Origin of the sequence: Nocardia pseudovaccinii NBRC 100343 (genome assembly GCF_001613225.1) — a bacterium.
In the GTDB taxonomy this organism is placed as follows: Bacteria; Actinomycetota; Actinomycetes; order Mycobacteriales; family Mycobacteriaceae; genus Nocardia; species Nocardia pseudovaccinii.
In genome coordinates, this window is the sequence record NZ_BDBY01000328.1 from 1 (window position 1) to 16064 (window position 16064).

The 16064-nt window shown below is 64.1% G+C and carries 16 protein-coding genes; 12 read left to right on the plus strand and 4 right to left on the minus strand.

Going from position 1 to position 16064, the window contains the following annotated elements:
* From NP3_RS36720 to NP3_RS36730, 3 genes are all read left to right on the plus strand, one after another.
* Window positions 1-600 (plus strand): GTP 3',8-cyclase MoaA (locus tag NP3_RS36720; RefSeq protein ID WP_373864809.1); only part of this gene is annotated, 600 nt, incomplete at its 5' end.
* A complete protein-coding gene (locus NP3_RS36725) occupies window positions 593-835 on the plus strand; it encodes a MoaD/ThiS family protein (RefSeq protein WP_063046320.1) in 243 nt (80 codons plus the stop codon). The genes NP3_RS36720 and NP3_RS36725, both read left to right, overlap by 8 nt.
* 83 nt (window positions 836-918) lie before the next feature.
* On the plus strand, window positions 919-1326 hold the full coding sequence (locus NP3_RS36730) for a DUF1003 domain-containing protein (RefSeq protein WP_084509482.1): 408 nt from the start codon (window positions 919-921) through the stop codon (window positions 1324-1326).
* Here the strand turns inward: NP3_RS36730 and nadE are convergent, their stop codons facing one another.
* Together nadE and NP3_RS36740 are read right to left on the minus strand one after the other, a co-directional pair.
* The gene (gene nadE / locus NP3_RS36735; RefSeq protein WP_063046321.1) at window positions 1327-2151 is read right to left on the minus strand and encodes an NAD(+) synthase; all 825 of its coding nucleotides are present in this window, start codon (window positions 2149-2151) and stop codon (window positions 1327-1329) included. It lies immediately after the preceding gene.
* Window positions 2152-2157: 6 nt separating this feature from the next.
* Complete coding sequence (locus NP3_RS36740) at window positions 2158-2799, minus strand: TetR/AcrR family transcriptional regulator (protein WP_373864810.1); 642 nt, start codon at window positions 2797-2799, stop codon at window positions 2158-2160.
* Window positions 2800-2913: 114 nt separating this feature from the next.
* Here NP3_RS36740 and NP3_RS36745 point away from each other — a divergent pair, with 114 nt between their 5' ends.
* From NP3_RS36745 to eccCb, 6 genes are all read left to right on the plus strand, one after another.
* Window positions 2914-3480, plus strand: a complete 567-nt coding sequence (locus NP3_RS36745; protein WP_063046322.1) for an NAD(P)H-dependent oxidoreductase — start codon at window positions 2914-2916, stop codon at window positions 3478-3480.
* 392 nt (window positions 3481-3872) lie between these two features.
* Entirely contained in the window at window positions 3873-4106 is a 234-nt protein-coding gene (locus tag NP3_RS36750; RefSeq protein WP_040693941.1) for a redoxin NrdH, read from the plus strand.
* 48 nt (window positions 4107-4154) lie between these two features.
* Window positions 4155-4616 carry a class Ib ribonucleoside-diphosphate reductase assembly flavoprotein NrdI gene (nrdI, locus tag NP3_RS36755; protein WP_063046323.1) on the plus strand — a complete coding sequence of 154 codons (462 nt, stop codon included), beginning with the start codon at window positions 4155-4157 and terminating at the stop codon, window positions 4614-4616.
* A 38-nt stretch (window positions 4617-4654) separates the two neighbouring features.
* Window positions 4655-6760 (plus strand): class 1b ribonucleoside-diphosphate reductase subunit alpha, encoded by a 2106-nt coding sequence (gene nrdE, locus NP3_RS36760; RefSeq protein ID WP_063046324.1) that lies wholly within the window; start codon window positions 4655-4657, stop codon window positions 6758-6760.
* Window positions 6761-6868: 108 nt separating this feature from the next.
* Window positions 6869-7240, plus strand: coding sequence for an effector-associated constant component EACC1 (locus NP3_RS36765; protein ID WP_063046325.1), 372 nt, complete (start codon window positions 6869-6871; stop codon window positions 7238-7240).
* A complete protein-coding gene (gene eccCb, locus NP3_RS36770) occupies window positions 7233-11573 on the plus strand; it encodes a type VII secretion protein EccCb (RefSeq protein WP_063046326.1) in 4341 nt (1446 codons plus the stop codon). Before NP3_RS36765 ends, eccCb begins: the two co-directional genes overlap by 8 nt.
* A 33-nt stretch (window positions 11574-11606) precedes the next feature.
* Here the strand turns inward: eccCb and NP3_RS36775 are convergent, their stop codons facing one another.
* Together NP3_RS36775 and NP3_RS36780 are read right to left on the minus strand one after the other, a co-directional pair.
* Complete coding sequence (locus NP3_RS36775) at window positions 11607-11975, minus strand: RDD family protein (protein ID WP_169814645.1); 369 nt, start codon at window positions 11973-11975, stop codon at window positions 11607-11609.
* Between the two features lie 253 nt (window positions 11976-12228).
* Window positions 12229-13221 carry an LLM class F420-dependent oxidoreductase gene (locus tag NP3_RS36780; RefSeq protein ID WP_063046328.1) on the minus strand — a complete coding sequence of 331 codons (993 nt, stop codon included), beginning with the start codon at window positions 13219-13221 and terminating at the stop codon, window positions 12229-12231.
* 157 nt (window positions 13222-13378) lie between these two features.
* Here NP3_RS36780 and NP3_RS36785 point away from each other — a divergent pair, with 157 nt between their 5' ends.
* From NP3_RS36785 to NP3_RS36795, 3 genes are all read left to right on the plus strand, one after another.
* Window positions 13379-13888: a hypothetical protein gene (locus tag NP3_RS36785; protein ID WP_063046329.1), complete on the plus strand. Its 510-nt coding sequence runs from the start codon at window positions 13379-13381 to the stop codon at window positions 13886-13888.
* Between the two features lie 336 nt (window positions 13889-14224).
* Complete coding sequence (gene mgtE / locus NP3_RS36790) at window positions 14225-15589, plus strand: magnesium transporter (protein WP_063046330.1); 1365 nt, start codon at window positions 14225-14227, stop codon at window positions 15587-15589.
* A gap of 165 nt (window positions 15590-15754) precedes the next feature.
* Window positions 15755-16064 (plus strand): hypothetical protein (locus tag NP3_RS36795; protein ID WP_218025001.1); only part of this gene is annotated, 310 nt, incomplete at its 3' end.

A 16064-nucleotide genomic window follows, 5' to 3' on the forward strand; every position in this document is an offset into this window, starting at 1 on the left:
TTCGCCCGCCTGACCCGCCGCGATCGGCTCGAGTCGGTCTTCGCGGGCATCCGCGCTGCGAAGGATGCCGGACTGGCGCCGATGAAGATCAATGCCGTACTGATGCGCGATACCCTCGCCGGTGCGCCGGATCTGCTGCGCTGGTGTCTGGACGAGGGCTGTGAACTGCGGTTCATCGAGGAGATGCCGCTGGATGCCGATCACGAATGGGCCCGCGCCGATATGGTGACCGCGGCCGAATTGCTCGACGTGCTCGGTACCAGGTTCACGCTGACCGAGGTCGGCCGGTCGGATCCCGCCGCTCCGGCGGAGAAATGGCTTGTCGACGGCGGCCCGGCGGCGGTCGGCATCATCGCGACGGTGACCCGCAAATTCTGCGACACCTGCGACCGGACCCGGCTCACCGCCGACGGCATGCTGCGGTCGTGCCTGTTCAGCGATCAGGAATTCGATGTGCGCCAAGCGCTGCGGTCGGGCGCGGACGACGAGGAGATCGCGACCATCTGGCGCGGCGCCATGTGGAACAAATGGGCGGGACACGGGATCGATGCCGCGGATTTCGTCCCGCCGGAGCGCACGATGGGAGCCATCGGTGGTTGAGATCCGCTACTTCGCCGCGATTGCCGACGTCGTCGGCAAGGACCGGGAAAGCCTGGACTTTCCGGCCGACGCCACCGTCGCCGACCTGCGCACCACCCTCGCCGAGTGCTACGGCCCCGACCTCGACAAGATGCTCGCCGTCTGTGCCTACCTGGTCGGCGACGAACTCACCCGCGACCCGTCGGTCGCGCTGACTCCCCGCGTCGACGTCCTCCCACCCTTCGCGGGCGGCTGACGGTGCGTGTGGGCGCGTAGGCGCTCGTCGACCGGGTTAGCATCTGCGCCAATGCAGTTCGCCGGACCGGATCAGGAGTCGATATGTCCCAGCCGTCGAATCAGGTACCTGCGCGGCACCCGGCAGTGGTGCGGTTCCACGAGGTGCGGGGCGAGAGCCTGCAACTGCGGGTGGCGGACTGGATCACGAAATTCGCCGGGTCGATGCGGTTCGTCTACATCCACGCCATCGGTTTCGCGATCTGGATGATCTGGGCCGAACACAGTCCATGGCCGACGCTGACCCTGGTCGTCTCCCTGGAGGCGATATTCCTGTCCACCTTCGTGATGATCGGCCAGAATCGGCAGGCCGAGTTCCAGCAGATGAAGGCCGATCACGACTTCAACGAGCAGGAGTTGGAGCTCAAGACCAATACCGAACTGACCAGGGCCATCCACGAGATGACCAAGGAGCTGCACCGCAGGCTGCTGGAGACCCCGGATCCGAAGTAGTCAGCGCCACCAGGTGTCGAGCGGCGTGACCGGGACGGTGCGCTTGTGGCGGGTGTTCAGGAAGATCGTCTCCAGCTTCTGGGCGACCTCCGGCGTGACGTCCTTGCCCTCCAGATAGTCATCGATCTCGCTGTAGCGCAGGCCGAGCGCCTCCTCGTCGGGCAGGGCCGGTCGGTCGTCCTCGAGATCGGCGGTCGGCACCTTGGACCAGATGCTCGACGGCGCGCCGAGTTCCTGCAGCAGCGCCGCGCCCTGGCGCTTGGTGAGGCCGGTCAGCGGGGTGATGTCGACGCCGCCGTCGCCGAATTTGGTGAAGAAGCCGGTGACGGCCTCGGCCGCGTGATCGGTGCCGACGACGAGCATATTTTCCTGACCGGCGATGGCGTACTGGGTCACCATGCGTTCACGGGCCTTGATATTGCCGCGCACGAAATCGCGCAGCTTGTCCACCTGCAACGCCGAGGCGACTTCGGCGGCAACGGCATTGGCGCCGGGGCGGATATTCACCACCACCGAGCGGTCGGGCTGGATGAACCGCAGCGCGATCCGAGCGTCGGCCTCATCGGCCTGTACGCCGTAGGGCAGTCGCACCGCGATGAAGGCGGCATCCGCGCCGTCGGCACGCAGTTCCTCGACGGCGAGCTGGCACAGTCGTCCGGTCAGCGCGCTGTCCTGACCACCGCTGATGCCGAGTACGAAACCTCGTGCGGGACTTGCGCTCAGATAGTCCTTGAGAAAATCGACCCGGCTTCGAACCTCGAGCTTCGGTTCGATATTCGATTGGACGCCCAACTCGGCGATGATCTGTTCACGCAGGTTCCCCATGACGTATCACTCTACTGGCCGCGCCGAGATGACCACCCGCCGAACGAACGCCTCCCAGTTGTCGCCGATCTGACATCGGTCGTAACCGAGGACATGCATCTGATGCATCACCAATGCGGCGCCGAGCAGGCCCAGCAGACCATCGGCGACCAGTACGACATCGCCGTCGACCCGTGCCTGCCGCAGCAGCATCGTCACGTGCGCGCGCAGCAGTCCGTAGGGCGGGCCGGTGAAGCGGTCGCCCGCCTCGCCGATTTCCGCGGCGCGATGCAGTTCGCCCGCGACCTCGATATCGAGTAGCCGGGCCCGGCCGAAGGCGACCAGTCGCTCCACCGCCGGTGCGCCGGGCCCCAGCGGCGGCGGTCCGAACATGAACTCTTCCTGGAACTTTCGCTCGGCGTGGTCCAAGAGCGCGCGCAGTAGCCCCGACCTGCTGCCGAACCGCCGGAAGACGGTGCCCTTGCCGACGCCTGCCCGCTTGGCGAGTGCGTCCATCGTCAGGCTGTCCACGCCTTGTTCGCGCACGATCTCCTGCGCCGCGTCCAGGAGTAGCTGGCGGTTGCGCGCGGCGTCGGCGCGTTCGTGATTTCCGGGCAGGGGCGCACCGATGCCGAGCAGTGGTCGCTCGGGCATCATTCCGTCCGGCATGGATGTGCTGTAGCTCACAGGCCTCTCGCGGTTCTCCCGGGAATGGAATCGGACCATGGTCCGGTTAGTGTAGGCAAAAGAACGGACACCACATTCAGTACACCAGGAGAAAACATGAGCGCGACCCGGATTCTTACTCTTGTCGGCAGCCTTCGCGCCGCCTCGATCAACCGCAGGCTCGCCGAGGCCGCGACGCAGACCGCGCCGGAGGGCGTCGAGCTCACCATCTACGAGGGCCTCGCCGATATCCCCTTCTACAACGAGGATCTCGACGTGCCCGGCTCTGTACCCACCGCCGCGCAGGCGCTGCGTGACGCGGTCGCCGCATCCGACGGTCTGCTCCTGGTGACACCCGAATACAACGGCAGCATCCCCGCCGTACTGAAGAACGCCATCGACTGGGCTTCGCGCCCGTACGGTACCGGCGCGCTCAAGGATCGCCCGGTCGCGGTGGTCAGCGGTTCGATCAGCCAGAATGCGGCCAAGTGGGCGCACGGCGATGTGGTCAAGGCGCTCGGCGTCGCGGGCGCCCGGGTTGTCGAGACCGCCCACCTGCACTTCGCCGGATTCGGCGAGCGGTTCGCCGCCTCGCATCCGCGCGAGGATGCCGAGGCGCTGACGCAGCTCGGCGCGACCGTGCACGAACTGGTACAGGCGACCGGCGAACTGGTGTCCGCCTGAGCGTCGAGCCTTGCCGTCAGGGTCGCCCCCGGCTCCCTTCGTGGAGTGCGGGGGCGGCCCTTTTTCGTACGTCGAAGGAAGTTTGCTGGAAGGGCGCTACGGTACGAAATTGTGATCTGCGCCACTGTTGTGTCAGGTTGCGAATCGAGCGTCCAGGTACTTACCGCTTGGGAATTTCATCTTTGTGACTCGCAACATGTCGTGTTTTATGACTCTGTCGGCCACTAGGTGTAGTGTCTTCGGTACTGGAAGACGGGATGAGATCAGCTTCGGTCGCGAGCGGCTGAGCAGGGGTTTCAGGTACGGATCCAGGAGTTTGCGCAGCGTAGTCGGATCAAAGCACTGCATACGGATCACAGGCTGTGGATCAGGCATAGGAGAGAGGGACATCAATGACCATCACCGTGTACACCAAGCCCGCTTGCGTCCAGTGCAATGCCACCTACAAGGCGCTCGACAAGGCCGGGGTGGACTACGAAGTCATCGACATCTCCGAGAACGACGAGGCGCGTGACTACGTCATGGCGCTGGGGTACCTGCAGGCTCCGGTCGTCGTCGCCGGTGAGGACCACTGGTCCGGCTTCCGGCCCGACCGCATCAAGTCGCTCGCGACCGTGGCGGCCTGATCGCACCCTGCTTTCCGGTGTATCCGATGGAAGGGGGAGGAGGTAGCCATGTCCACAGCGACAGCGCTGGTCTACTTCTCCAGCGCCTCGGAGAATACGCACCGCTTCGTCGAGAAGCTGGGACTCCCGGCGACTCGCATACCACTGCACACCGCTGACTCGCTGCGCGTAGACGAACCATACGTGCTGATCGTCCCCACCTACGGGGGCGGTCGGCATGTACTGGGGGGAAATAGATCCGATAAGGATTTCGTGCCGCGGCAGGTCGCCAAGTTCCTCAACGATCCGCACAACCGTGCGCTGCTGCGCGGCGTCGTCGCGGCGGGCAACACGAACTTCGGCGATACCTATTGCTATGCGGGCGAGGTGATCTCGCGTAAGTGCGGGGTGCCCTACCTGTATCGCTTCGAACTCATGGGAACCGCTGAGGACGTCGAGCGCGTCCGAGAGGGATTGGGATTGTTTTGGCAACAGCAACGACAGCACCGACCGGCAAAACGGCTCGCTTAGAGCAGCCTCCGGTCCGTACCGCCGAGGCGGACGAGGTCATGGACTACCACGCCCTCAACGCGATGCTGAACCTGTACGGCGCCGACGGCAAGATCCAGTTCGACAAGGACCGTGAGGCCGCGCACCAGTACTTCCTGCAGCACGTCAACCAGAACACCGTCTTCTTCCACAATCTGGACGAGAAGCTGGACTACCTGGTCGAGGAGAACTATTACGAGGCAGAGGTTCTCGAGCAGTACAGCCGCGCGTTCATCAAAACGCTGTTCCAACAGGCTTACGCCAAGAAGTTCCGGTTCCCGACCTTCCTCGGCGCGTTCAAGTACTACACCTCCTACACGCTCAAGACCTTCGACGGTAAGCGCTACCTGGAGCGGTTCGAGGACCGGGTTTGCATGGTGGCGCTGACGCTGGCGGCCGGTGACGAGGTGCTCGCGAGCAAGCTGGTCGACGAGATCATCGACGGGCGCTTTCAGCCCGCCACCCCGACCTTCCTCAACTCGGGTAAGAAGCAGCGCGGTGAGCCGGTGTCCTGCTTCCTGCTGCGCATCGAGGACAACATGGAGTCGATCGGGCGCTCCATCAATTCGGCGCTGCAGCTGTCCAAGCGCGGTGGCGGAGTTGCCCTGCTGCTCACCAATATTCGTGAGCACGGTGCGCCGATCAAGAAGATCGAGAACCAGAGCTCGGGTGTCATCCCGATCATGAAGCTGCTCGAGGATTCGTTCTCCTACGCCAATCAGCTCGGTGCGCGGCAGGGTGCGGGCGCGGTGTACCTGCATGCGCACCACCCGGACATCTACCGGTTCCTGGACACCAAGCGGGAGAACGCGGACGAGAAGATCCGCATCAAGACACTGTCCCTGGGTGTGGTGATCCCGGACATCACCTTCGAACTGGCGAAGAAGAACGAGGATATGTACCTCTTCTCGCCGTACGACGTGGAGCGCATCTACGGGGTGCCGTTCGCCGATATCAATGTCACCGAGAAGTACTACGAGATGGTCGACGACAAGCGCATCCGCAAGTCGAAGATCAAGGCGCGCGAGTTCTTCCAGACCATTGCCGAGCTGCAGTTCGAATCCGGCTACCCGTACATCATGTTCGAGGACACGGTGAACCGGGCCAATCCGATCGCGGGCAAGATCACGCACTCGAATCTGTGCTCGGAGATCCTGCAGGTGTCGACGCCGTCGCTGTTCAACGACGATCTGTCCTATGCCGAGGTGGGCAAGGACATTTCGTGCAATCTCGGCTCGTTGAACATCGCCAAGACGATGGATTCACCCGACTTCGCGCGGACCATCGAGGTGGCGATCCGGGCGCTGACCGCGGTATCGGATCAGACGCATATCTACTCGGTGCCCTCGATCGAGCAGGGCAACAACGAATCCCACGCGATCGGCCTCGGCCAGATGAACCTGCACGGGTATCTGGCCCGTGAGCGGGTGCACTACGGGTCCGAAGAGGGCATCGACTTCACCAATATCTACTTCTATACCGTGGTGTACCACGCGATTCGGGCCTCGAACCTGATCGCGAAGGAGCGCGGCGCATATTTCGGCGGCTTCCCCGAATCCAAGTACGCCTCCGGTGAGTACTTCGACAAGTACACCGATCAGGTGTGGGAGCCGAAGACCGAACGGGTCGCGCGGCTGTTCGCCGATGCGGGCGTGCACATTCCGACCAAGGACGATTGGCGTGAGCTGAAGGCCTCGGTCATGGAGCACGGCATCTACAACCAGAACCTGCAGGCCGTACCGCCGACCGGTTCGATCTCCTACATCAACCACTCCACCAGCTCGATCCACCCCGTGGCGTCGAAGATCGAGATCCGCAAGGAAGGCAAGATCGGCCGCGTCTACTACCCGGCGCCCTACCTCGACAACGACAACCTCGAGTACTACGACGACGCCTACGAAATCGGCTACGAGAAGATCATCGACACCTACGCCGCCGCCACCCAGCACGTGGACCAGGGCCTGTCGCTGACCCTCTTCTTCAAGGACACCGCCACCACCCGCGACCTCAACCGCGCCCAGATCTACGCCTGGCGCAAGGGCATCAAAACCCTCTACTACATCCGCCTACGCCAAATGGCTTTGGAGGGAACCGAAGTCGAGGGCTGCGTCTCCTGCATGCTGTAGTCGATGTCCGAAAGGGGCGGTCTGGCGTTGCGCGGCCGCCCCTTTCGGCTCTCCTGGCTAGAGTTGTCGGACCATAGTGCATATGGGTCGACAGGAGGGGCGACGGCCATGGCCGATGTTGTGCTGGTGATCAATTCCGGCAGCCGACGAGATTCGGAGTGGCTCGACGAACTGACCGATGAGCTACAGGCGGATCTGCGCGAGATCAGGGGTCTTGTCGTACGGCGTGCGACGGCGGCCGCGGGCGATGGCATGAAATCCGGAGCGCTCGAGCAGGTCGGCCAGCTGGTGGCCTCCGGTGGTGCGATCGGCACCATGGCCTGGGCGATCCGGGACATCGTGATCAAGTTCCTGGACCGCACGAGGGCCGGTTCGGTCACTGTGAAAAATGGCGATCGGGAGGTCACCATCGCTCGGCCCAGCGACGGGCAGGTCGACAAGATCGTCGACCAGCTGCGCGACCTGCTCGACGATGAGTAGCCCGACCGGACGCCGACTGGCGCTATTCGTCGCCAACGACACCTACCACTTCGACGGCCTGCCTCGGCTCTACGCGCCGGTCGCCGACGCCGATCAGCTGCGAGAGTTGTTGCGCGACCCGGAGATCGGTGGTTTCCGGCCGACCGAGCTGTTGATCAACGAGTCCAAGGCCGAGATCGAACGCAGCATCGAGCGGTTGTTCCGCGGGGCCGAGCCGGAGGACGTCGTCCTCTTCTACTTCTCCGGTCACGGCCTGCGGACCAGACAGAACCTGTATCTGGCGACCAGCAATACCGACCCGCAGTTGATCAGCAGTACGGCGGTGTCCTCGACGTTCATTCGGGAACTGATCAGGGAATCGGCCGCGGCGGCGAAGATCATTCTGCTGGACTGCTGCTACAGCGGCGCCTTTCTCGGCCCGGATGTGGTCAAGTCCGCGCCGGATATCGATGATGTCGGCCGCGAACTCGCCGCGGGAGACGGTATTTGCGTGCTGACCGCATCCAGCGCGATCGAGACCGCCGAGGACGGACGGATGACCGCGGACCAGTCCGCGCCCCTTTCTGTCTTCACCTCGGCGCTGGTGAAGGGCATCGGCACCGGCCTTGCCGACAACGGCAGCGGCCTCATCGGAACGCACGATCTGTGGACCTATGTCAGTGCCGATGTGCGTAACCGTACGAGCAGGCAGACCCCGAATCATTACGGGGTGTTCAAGGATGAGGTGTACGTCGCACGGGTCCGGCGCAAGTACTCCAGCATCCTCGAGGCAGGGGATCGAGTCCAACTCGGCGAATTGCTCGGTCGCCTCGAACGCGATCCGGTCGCGGGGCTCCGTGCCGAGAACTGGTGGGGGACAGGGCGACTGAAGGTGCCGATCGGTCAGGAGCGGCGCGCGGACGGCGCGGAGGGGGAGACCGTCTGGCTGGATCTGGCCGGTTCCGATGGGAACCTTCTGGTAGTCGGTCGAGCCGGGGCGGGCAAGAGCACACTGCTGCGCACCCTCGCCGGATCACTGGCACTGACGCATACCCCGGACGAGGTGCAGATCTATGTACTGGAGTCCAGCAACCGCCTGGGTTCGATGAGCGCATTACCGCACCTCGCCGACGTGGCCAGCGATGACGAACCCGAGCAAGTGCTGATGCTGCTGGAGCAGATCACCGCCGAGATCCGCACTCGCAAGAAGCTCTACCGCGACAACGATATCGACTCACCCGCCAGCCTGCGAGCTGCCCGGCCCTTGCTGACCGACGGACCGGTCGCCGACATATTCCTGCTGATCGATCGGTGGGGTGACTTCCGGGAGCACATCGCCGAACTCGACAGCAAGATCAAACAGGTGGCGAGTGCGGGTCCGGAGTACGGCGTGCACGTGGTCGCGACGGCCCGCGACTGGACCGAAATCCCGGACTGGCTGGCCGATCTGCTGCCCGCCCATATCGAACTTCGGCTGCATCGACCGGTGGAGTCGCGGCTCAATCCCGAGCGCGCCGCGCGTCTGCCGGAGGGGCCGGGCTGGGCACTGTACGGGCAGCGGCCGTTCCGCATCGCCATGCCGGATCTGCGTGAGCTGCAACCGGATTCGGTGGGCATGGTGGAGATGACAGACGGCGCGGGCGAATTGGTCGGCCGAGTCGTCGGAGCATGGCCCGCCGCGCAAGGTCCGCAGGTGCGGCGTTCGCTCTTCGACGGTGAGGTCGACTTCGCTGAACTGTTCGGACTGGATGCCGACGACCGGGTCGATCTCGACGTGGCGTGGCGGCCGAGGAGGGGGCGTGAGCGGCTGCGAGTTGCGATCGGTGTGACGCCGACGGGTGAAACCGTCGAGCTGGATCTGAAGCAAGCCGCAGAGGCGGGTATGGGGCCGCACGGTCTGGTGGTCGGTGCCACAGGATCGGGCAAGTCGACCTTCCTGAAGAATATTGTCGCTGGTCTGGCGCTCAACCACGCGCCGGACGCGCTCAACTTCCTGCTGATCTCCGCCAAGGGCGGCGACGCGTTCGACGGTTTCGCCGAGCTGCCACATGTTTCGGCGATCGTCGCTGACCTGGAGGCTGATCTTGCGCTGGTCGATCGCCTTATCGAGACGATCGCGGGTGAAGTGGCGCGACGGCAGGAGTTGCTGCAGTCGACAGGGCAATTCGCGAACATCGACGAATACGAGTCGGCGCGTATGGTGGGCGTGGAGCTCGATCCCCTGCCCGCGTTGCTCATTATCGTGGACGAGTTCGCCGAACTTCTCACGCAGCGGCCAGGATTCGCGGACGCGCTGGTCATGATCGGACGTCTCGGTCGTTCATTGGGACTGCATCTGCTGCTGGCAACGCAACGACTCGACGGTTACCGGATCGGTGCGATCGAGGGGCACCTGTCCTATCGGATCGCGTTGCATACGTTCTCGGCCAATGAATCACGTGCGGTTATCGGTGTGCCGGATGCGTATCAGCTGCCGAGGACGCCGGGACACGGCTACTTGAGATACGAGCACACCGAGTTGGTTCGCTTCCGCGCCGCGTACGTATCGCGACCCGAGCGCGGCGGACCTGGAAACCACACCGGCGCAACGGTTCAGCGGACGCTGCTCGAAGCATTGGTGGCGCAACTGCAGGGGGGTGCACGACCAGCACGTACGGTGTGGTTGCCGCCGTTGACCGTGCCGAGGACGATCGACATGCTGATATCACCCCTGAGCACACCGGAGTGGTCACAGGCGCCGATCGGCGTGATCGATGATCCCTACTACCAGCGTCAAGATGTGCTGACGATGATGCCGACCGGGGGTGCTCGAGGAAGTATCGCAGTGGCGGGCGGCCGAAAGTCCGGCAAGTCCAGGGCATTGGCGACCATGGTCATGTCGATCGCGGCAACGCGTTCACCTGAGGCGGTTCAGTTCTACATACTCGACTTCGACGGTGGATTGTTCGCGGACTTCGCGGGCATGCCGCACGTGGGGTCGGTCGCGGACGGCTCGGATCCGGATCGAGTGCGGCGCACCGTGGCCGAGTTGACCGCATTGCTGCGCAGGCGTTCAGAGCTGTTCGCCGCGGAGAAGAGCACGTCGACGCCTGATCTCCCGCCTTGGCTGTCGGATGGTGTTACCCCGCTCGACGCAAACCGTGCCGCGGATCCGCCGCGGTCGGATCGGTTCGGCCAAGTATTCCTCGTCGTCGACGGGTGGCGAGAATTGCTCCGGCAGTTCGAATCACTGGACACCGACCTGAATGCTCTTGCAGTACAGGGCAGCCAGTTCGGTATCCACGTGATTATCTCGGTATCCGGATGGCAGCATCTGCGACCCGCGATCCGCGAGCGATTCGGACTGCGAGTGGAGCTGCGGCTCGACGATCCGAATGAATCCACGCTCAGCAGGCAGGCGGCGGCCCTGGTGCCCGGAGTGTCGGGCCGTGGACTGATTCTCGGACCGAATGGTGTCCTGCACATGATGATGGCGCTGCCGCGGCTGGACTCGAATAGCGACTTCGACACGTTATCCGCGGGGATACAAGCCGCCGTGCGGCAGCTGAGCCAGGAATATCCCGATCGCCGCGCGCCGGAGATTCGGATGCTGCCGGACCGCGTCACGCGCACCGAGGTTCTCGAGGCCGCCGCGATATCGGGAATCGAACCGAGCTGGAATCGCATCGTGGTGGGCGTACGCGAATCCGATCTCGAGCCGGTGGTGCTGGATTTCCGTAGCCAGCCACACTTTCTGGTGTTCGCAGACTCCGAATCGGGCAAGACGACGCTGCTACGAAATATTGTCGCCGGACTGACCGAACACGCCGCCCCGGAGCAAGCGAGGATTGCGCTGTTCGACTTTCGGCGATCGATGCTCGGCACGGTCGACGACCTACACCTCGCGAGTTACTCGACCAGCCAGCAGGCCGCGTCGGCCACCGTTACCGAACTTGCCGGGTTCCTTTCTCGTCGCACCCCGGGACCGGATGTCACGCCGCAGCAACTACGCGATCGCAGTTGGTGGCATGGGCCCGAGCTGTTCATCATCGTCGATGATTACGACCTGGTCGTCACCAGCTCGAGTAATCCACTGCTGCCACTGGTCGACTACCTCGCACAGGCAAGGGATCTCGGGTTCCACCTGATCCTCACCCGGCGCACCGGCGGTGCCGGACGTGCCCTCTACGATCCGGTGCTCAGCAGGTTGCGTGATCTCGGGACCGAAGGGGTGGTAATGAGCGGGTCCCGGGAGGAGGGGGCGCTGATCGCTGGTGTACGAGCGTCGCCACTGCCGCCGGGCCGTGGAGTTCTTGTGACACGGTCTCGCGAACCCGAGTTGGTGCAGATCTGCGACATGCCGCAGGAAGACTGACTGCTCTCGGCCCCTTACGTTTCGAGAAACGGCTCAGCCGAAGAGTTGGAGGGGAGTTACTACGACGGTGAAGGTGCCTACGCACCAGAGTTTGATCAATTGCCAGAGGGTGGGGAAGGTGCCGTCGGGGTAGCGCAGGCGTAGGCCGAAGAATGCTTTGCCGAAGGTTGTGCCGGTTATGCGTTGGATGAATGTGCGGTGCACGAAAGATGTGGCGACGGCGGCGGTTACGGCCAGGGGAATGGCCTGCCCGGGGTCTGGGGAGTGTTGGGTGATCGTGAGCCAGACGGCGCCGCCGATGGCTGCGTGCACCAGCAGATCGATGGCGAAGGCGATGAGCATCGACCACCTCGGCTCTTCGATGGTGCCGTCGTGGCGCGGCCGACCGGCGTTCAGCGACATCGAATCGTATTTTGTCGCTTCGGGTTTGCGTGCCGGTTCGACGTAGTGCAGTGACCCGTTCGCGTCGGGTTCGAACCGCGGCTGCACAGGTGGAGGCGGCGTGGGCGCGTCCGCATAGCGGCCCGGATTGCCATGCACCACAGATATCTCCCGAGTCATCGTGTCGTGAGCTGATCGCCGACTATTGTGTCAGCGGTCCCAATGGTGGGAAGTGCGAGGTCCGCAGGCGCCGCAGCCTGCGGACCTCGAGCGGTTACCGCAGGGCCGAGGCTATTTCGCGTTCGAACAGGTCGATTCCGCTGGTGTCGTAGGCGGCTTCGGGGAAGTTGAAGATGGCGTAGCCGAGGCCGAGTTCGCGGACGGCGGACAGGCGCTCGGTGATCTGTTCCGGGGTGCCGACGGCGGGGGAGGTGCGGAGCATGCCGTCGACGAAGGATTTGGCCTGGTCGTCGCTGATCACCGTGGCCAAGCGGGCCTGCAGGGCCGAAAGGCGTTGCTCTACTTCGGCTTCGGTGGATCCGATGACCGCGTTGAAGTTCGAGGAGCGCACGATGGCGTCGAAATCGGTGCCTACCTCGGCGCAGTGCGCGCGCAGGATCTCGGACTTGTGGGTGAATTCCTGCGGTGCGCCGCTGAAGTTGGTGTATTGGGCGTACTTTGCCGCGATTCGCAGCGTCTTCTTTTCGCCACCGCCCGCGACCCAGATCGGAATACCGTCCTCCTGCAATGGAAGTGGCCGCACGATCGCACCGTCGACCTGGTAGTACTTACCGTCCAGCGTGGCCTTGCCCTCGGTCCAGGCCTGGCGGAAAATCTGCACGCCCTCGTCGAGCCGCCCGAGCCGCTCACCCGCCGACGGAAACCCGTAACCGTAAGCGCGCCACTCGTGTTCGTACCAGCCGCCGCCGATGCCCATCTCGACCCGGCCGCCGGAGATCAGATCCGTGGTCGCGGCGACCTTCGCCAGATATGCCGGATTGCGGTAGCTGATCGCGGTACACATCTGCCCCAGCCGAATGCGCGATGTGGTGGCCGCGAACGCCGCCATCAGCGTCCACGCCTCGTGCGTCGCCTCTTCGGTCGGCACCGGCACCGTGTGGAAGTGGTCGTACACCCATAGCGATTCCCAGGTATCTCCGGCATCCGCCCGCTGGGCGAGATCGCGCATCACCCCCCATTGCGCCGCCGGGTCGATATCGACCAAATCCAGCCGCCACCCCTGTGGAATGAAGATGCCGAAGCGCACAGATCTCTCCTTCGTATGTTTTCACCGAACCTAGCCGCAACGATCCTCGCGGGCCTCCCATGATTGGTGCAGAGTTCGGCTCGGCGTGCGTCGAATCTCCTGCTGGCCGGAAAATTCGCTGGCGGCGCGGGTGCGGTCCGGGTCATGCTGAAGGTCGATGAACCAAGAAAGACAACAGCGACTCGGCATCGACTTCGGCCGGGTCATCCAGGGGGCGGCCTTCGCGGCGGGTGCTGCGGACACCGTATTTCTGTCCGGGGGAATCGAGCAGGCGCTGGCATCCCCGCCGAGTGCCGACGCATTCGAGGTATTGGCGCGGTTGGTGCGTCGGTTCGACGGCCAGGCGTGGGTCATCTCGAAATGCGGGCCCCGGGTTCAGGAGCGCACCCTGCGGTGGCTCGACCACCACGCGTTCTACGACCGAACGGGCGTGCCCGAGGATAACGTGCAGTTCTGCCGGGCAAGGGCGGATAAGGCGAAGCACTGCGCGGAATTGGGAATCACGCACATGATCGACGACCGCCTGGAGGTGCATCAGGCCCTGCGCGATCTGGTACCGAATCTGTATCTGTTCGGTGTACAGGACGGGCCGCTCCCGGACTGGGTGGAGCACACGCCGCCCTGGCCCGATGTCGAGATCGCCGTCGGCGCCACCTTGCCATCCTGACACCGGATGTGGGTTCGATCATAGTCGAGCGAGATATCGTCGATCTTTACGCGATTCGAGTGTGAACACCCGCGTCACCGCATGTATCCTTCAACCGGAAGCTGTGCGGTCGGCCCGATCCGGGCGGCGCATTCGAGAAATCCGCAGTGGTGACGGCCCTGTGGTGGCGTTGAGGAGGTGGGGTTGCGATGCGCAGCGAACCTCCCAGTCGAAGGCCGCGCGGCACCGCCCCTTCGTAAAACCGTCCTGTAGTAGTCGGTCCCGGGGTTGGTGCCCGCGGTGTGACTTCGTTCTTTCGATTCACTCGCTTATCTCGCCGTGTGCTGAGGACCTCCCATGTCGCAGACCGATCTCATCGAAGCACGTCCGACGCTGTCCGCATCCCTGCAGGACATCGTGGACACCCATCGTGTCGACGCCGCACTCGACTGGCTCGACAACCAGCAGCCGCATGTCATAGCGGACGAACTCGCACGCATGGACGCCATCCAGGCGGGCGTCGCGTTCCGTCTCCTCGACAAGGATCTGGCGCTCGCCGTCTTCGAGGAGCTCGAACCCGTTGACCAGCAACAGATTCTGGAGGGTCTGCGCGATCAGAGCTTCCGCGATCTGGTCGAGGCCATGGATCCCGACGACCGCGCCAGGATGCTGCGCGAGGCACCGGCCAAGGTCGCCAAGAAGGTGCTGGCCGGACTGAGCGCGCGCGAACGCCGGATGACCGCTGCGCTGCTCGGCTATCCGGAGGGTTCGGTCGGGCTGTACATGACGCCGGAAGTCGTTGCGCTGCCGCGCAATCTGAGCGTGCCCGACGCTCTGCAGACGGTACGGATCAAGGGCATCAATGCCGAAACGGTGTACACGCTGCCCGTTGTCGACGCCGGTCGCCGGCTCACCGGGATTGTCGAATTGCGTGAGCTGGTACTGAGCCGTCCCGAGACCATGGTGTCGGATCTGGTCGTCACCGAGCCGACATTCGTGCGCGCGACCGACTCCGCCGAGAAGGCGGCGCGGCTGATGCGCGAAACCAATGTCATCAACCTGCCCGTCGTCGACAGCGAGGACCGGCTGGTCGGGCTGCTCACCATCGATGACGCCGTGGAGGTCATCGAGGCCGCCGACAGTGAGGACGTCGCCAAGCAGGCGGGTTCGGCGCCGTGGGAGGGCCACTACATGGCGGCGAAGGTGTTCCAGCTGGCCCGTTATCGCGCACTGTGGTTGCTGCTGTTGCTGTTCGCGGCCACCCTGACGGTCAGCGTCACCGACTTCTTCGAGGGCACCCTGCAACAGGCGGCGCATCTGGCGCTGTTCATCCCGCTGCTCATCGGCGCGGGCGGGAATGCGGGTGCCCAGGCGGCGACCGCATGTGTGCGTGCGGTCGCCGTCGGCGAGGTGCGCGGCTCCGACCTGTTCAAGGTGATCTGGCGCGAATGCCGCGTCGGCCTGGTACTCGGCACCATGCTGGCCACCGCGGGCGTCGCCATCGGCGCGCTGTTCGTCGATCCGGGCACCGCACTGGTCGTCGGCATCACCCTGGTCATCATCTGCGGCTGGGCCGCGACCATCGGTGGCACCATGCCATTGCTCGCCAAGCGATTCCACATCGATCCGGCGGTCGTCTCGGCCCCGATGGTCACCACCCTGGTCGACGCCACCGGCCTGATCATCTACTTCACCACCGCCAAGCTGGTCCTCGGCATCTGAGGCGAATCGCCGTGGCGCACAAGGCCTGCCGTCTCTCGAATAGGCAGGCCAGCGTGTCTCCGGTGTGTCGGAAATGTATTCCGGCCGAAGCTTGGAAGTTGTCAGAGCCCAACGCTATTGTCGAACGTGCTTTCGACAACCGAGTGGCCAGGGGAGGGTTCGACCATGAGTACCAGCGGGAAGTCTCTTGAACAACGCGTATGCGAACTAGAACTGTGGCGCGATCACCAGATCACCAGGGATACTGTGACGGTGACCCAAATCCATGAGCAGTTGGCGGCGATCCACGCCAGCATGGGCGACATCCGCACCAGCATCGGTGACCTGGATGGCCGTTCGGTCGCATCGCGCTTGATTTCGATGAATGTCGACATGGGGAATATGGCGTCGCGTCAAGATGTGATGGATGTACGACTGGCGTCGATAGAGTCGGATGTGGGCACGCTCAAGTCCGATGTTGGCACGCTCAAGTCCG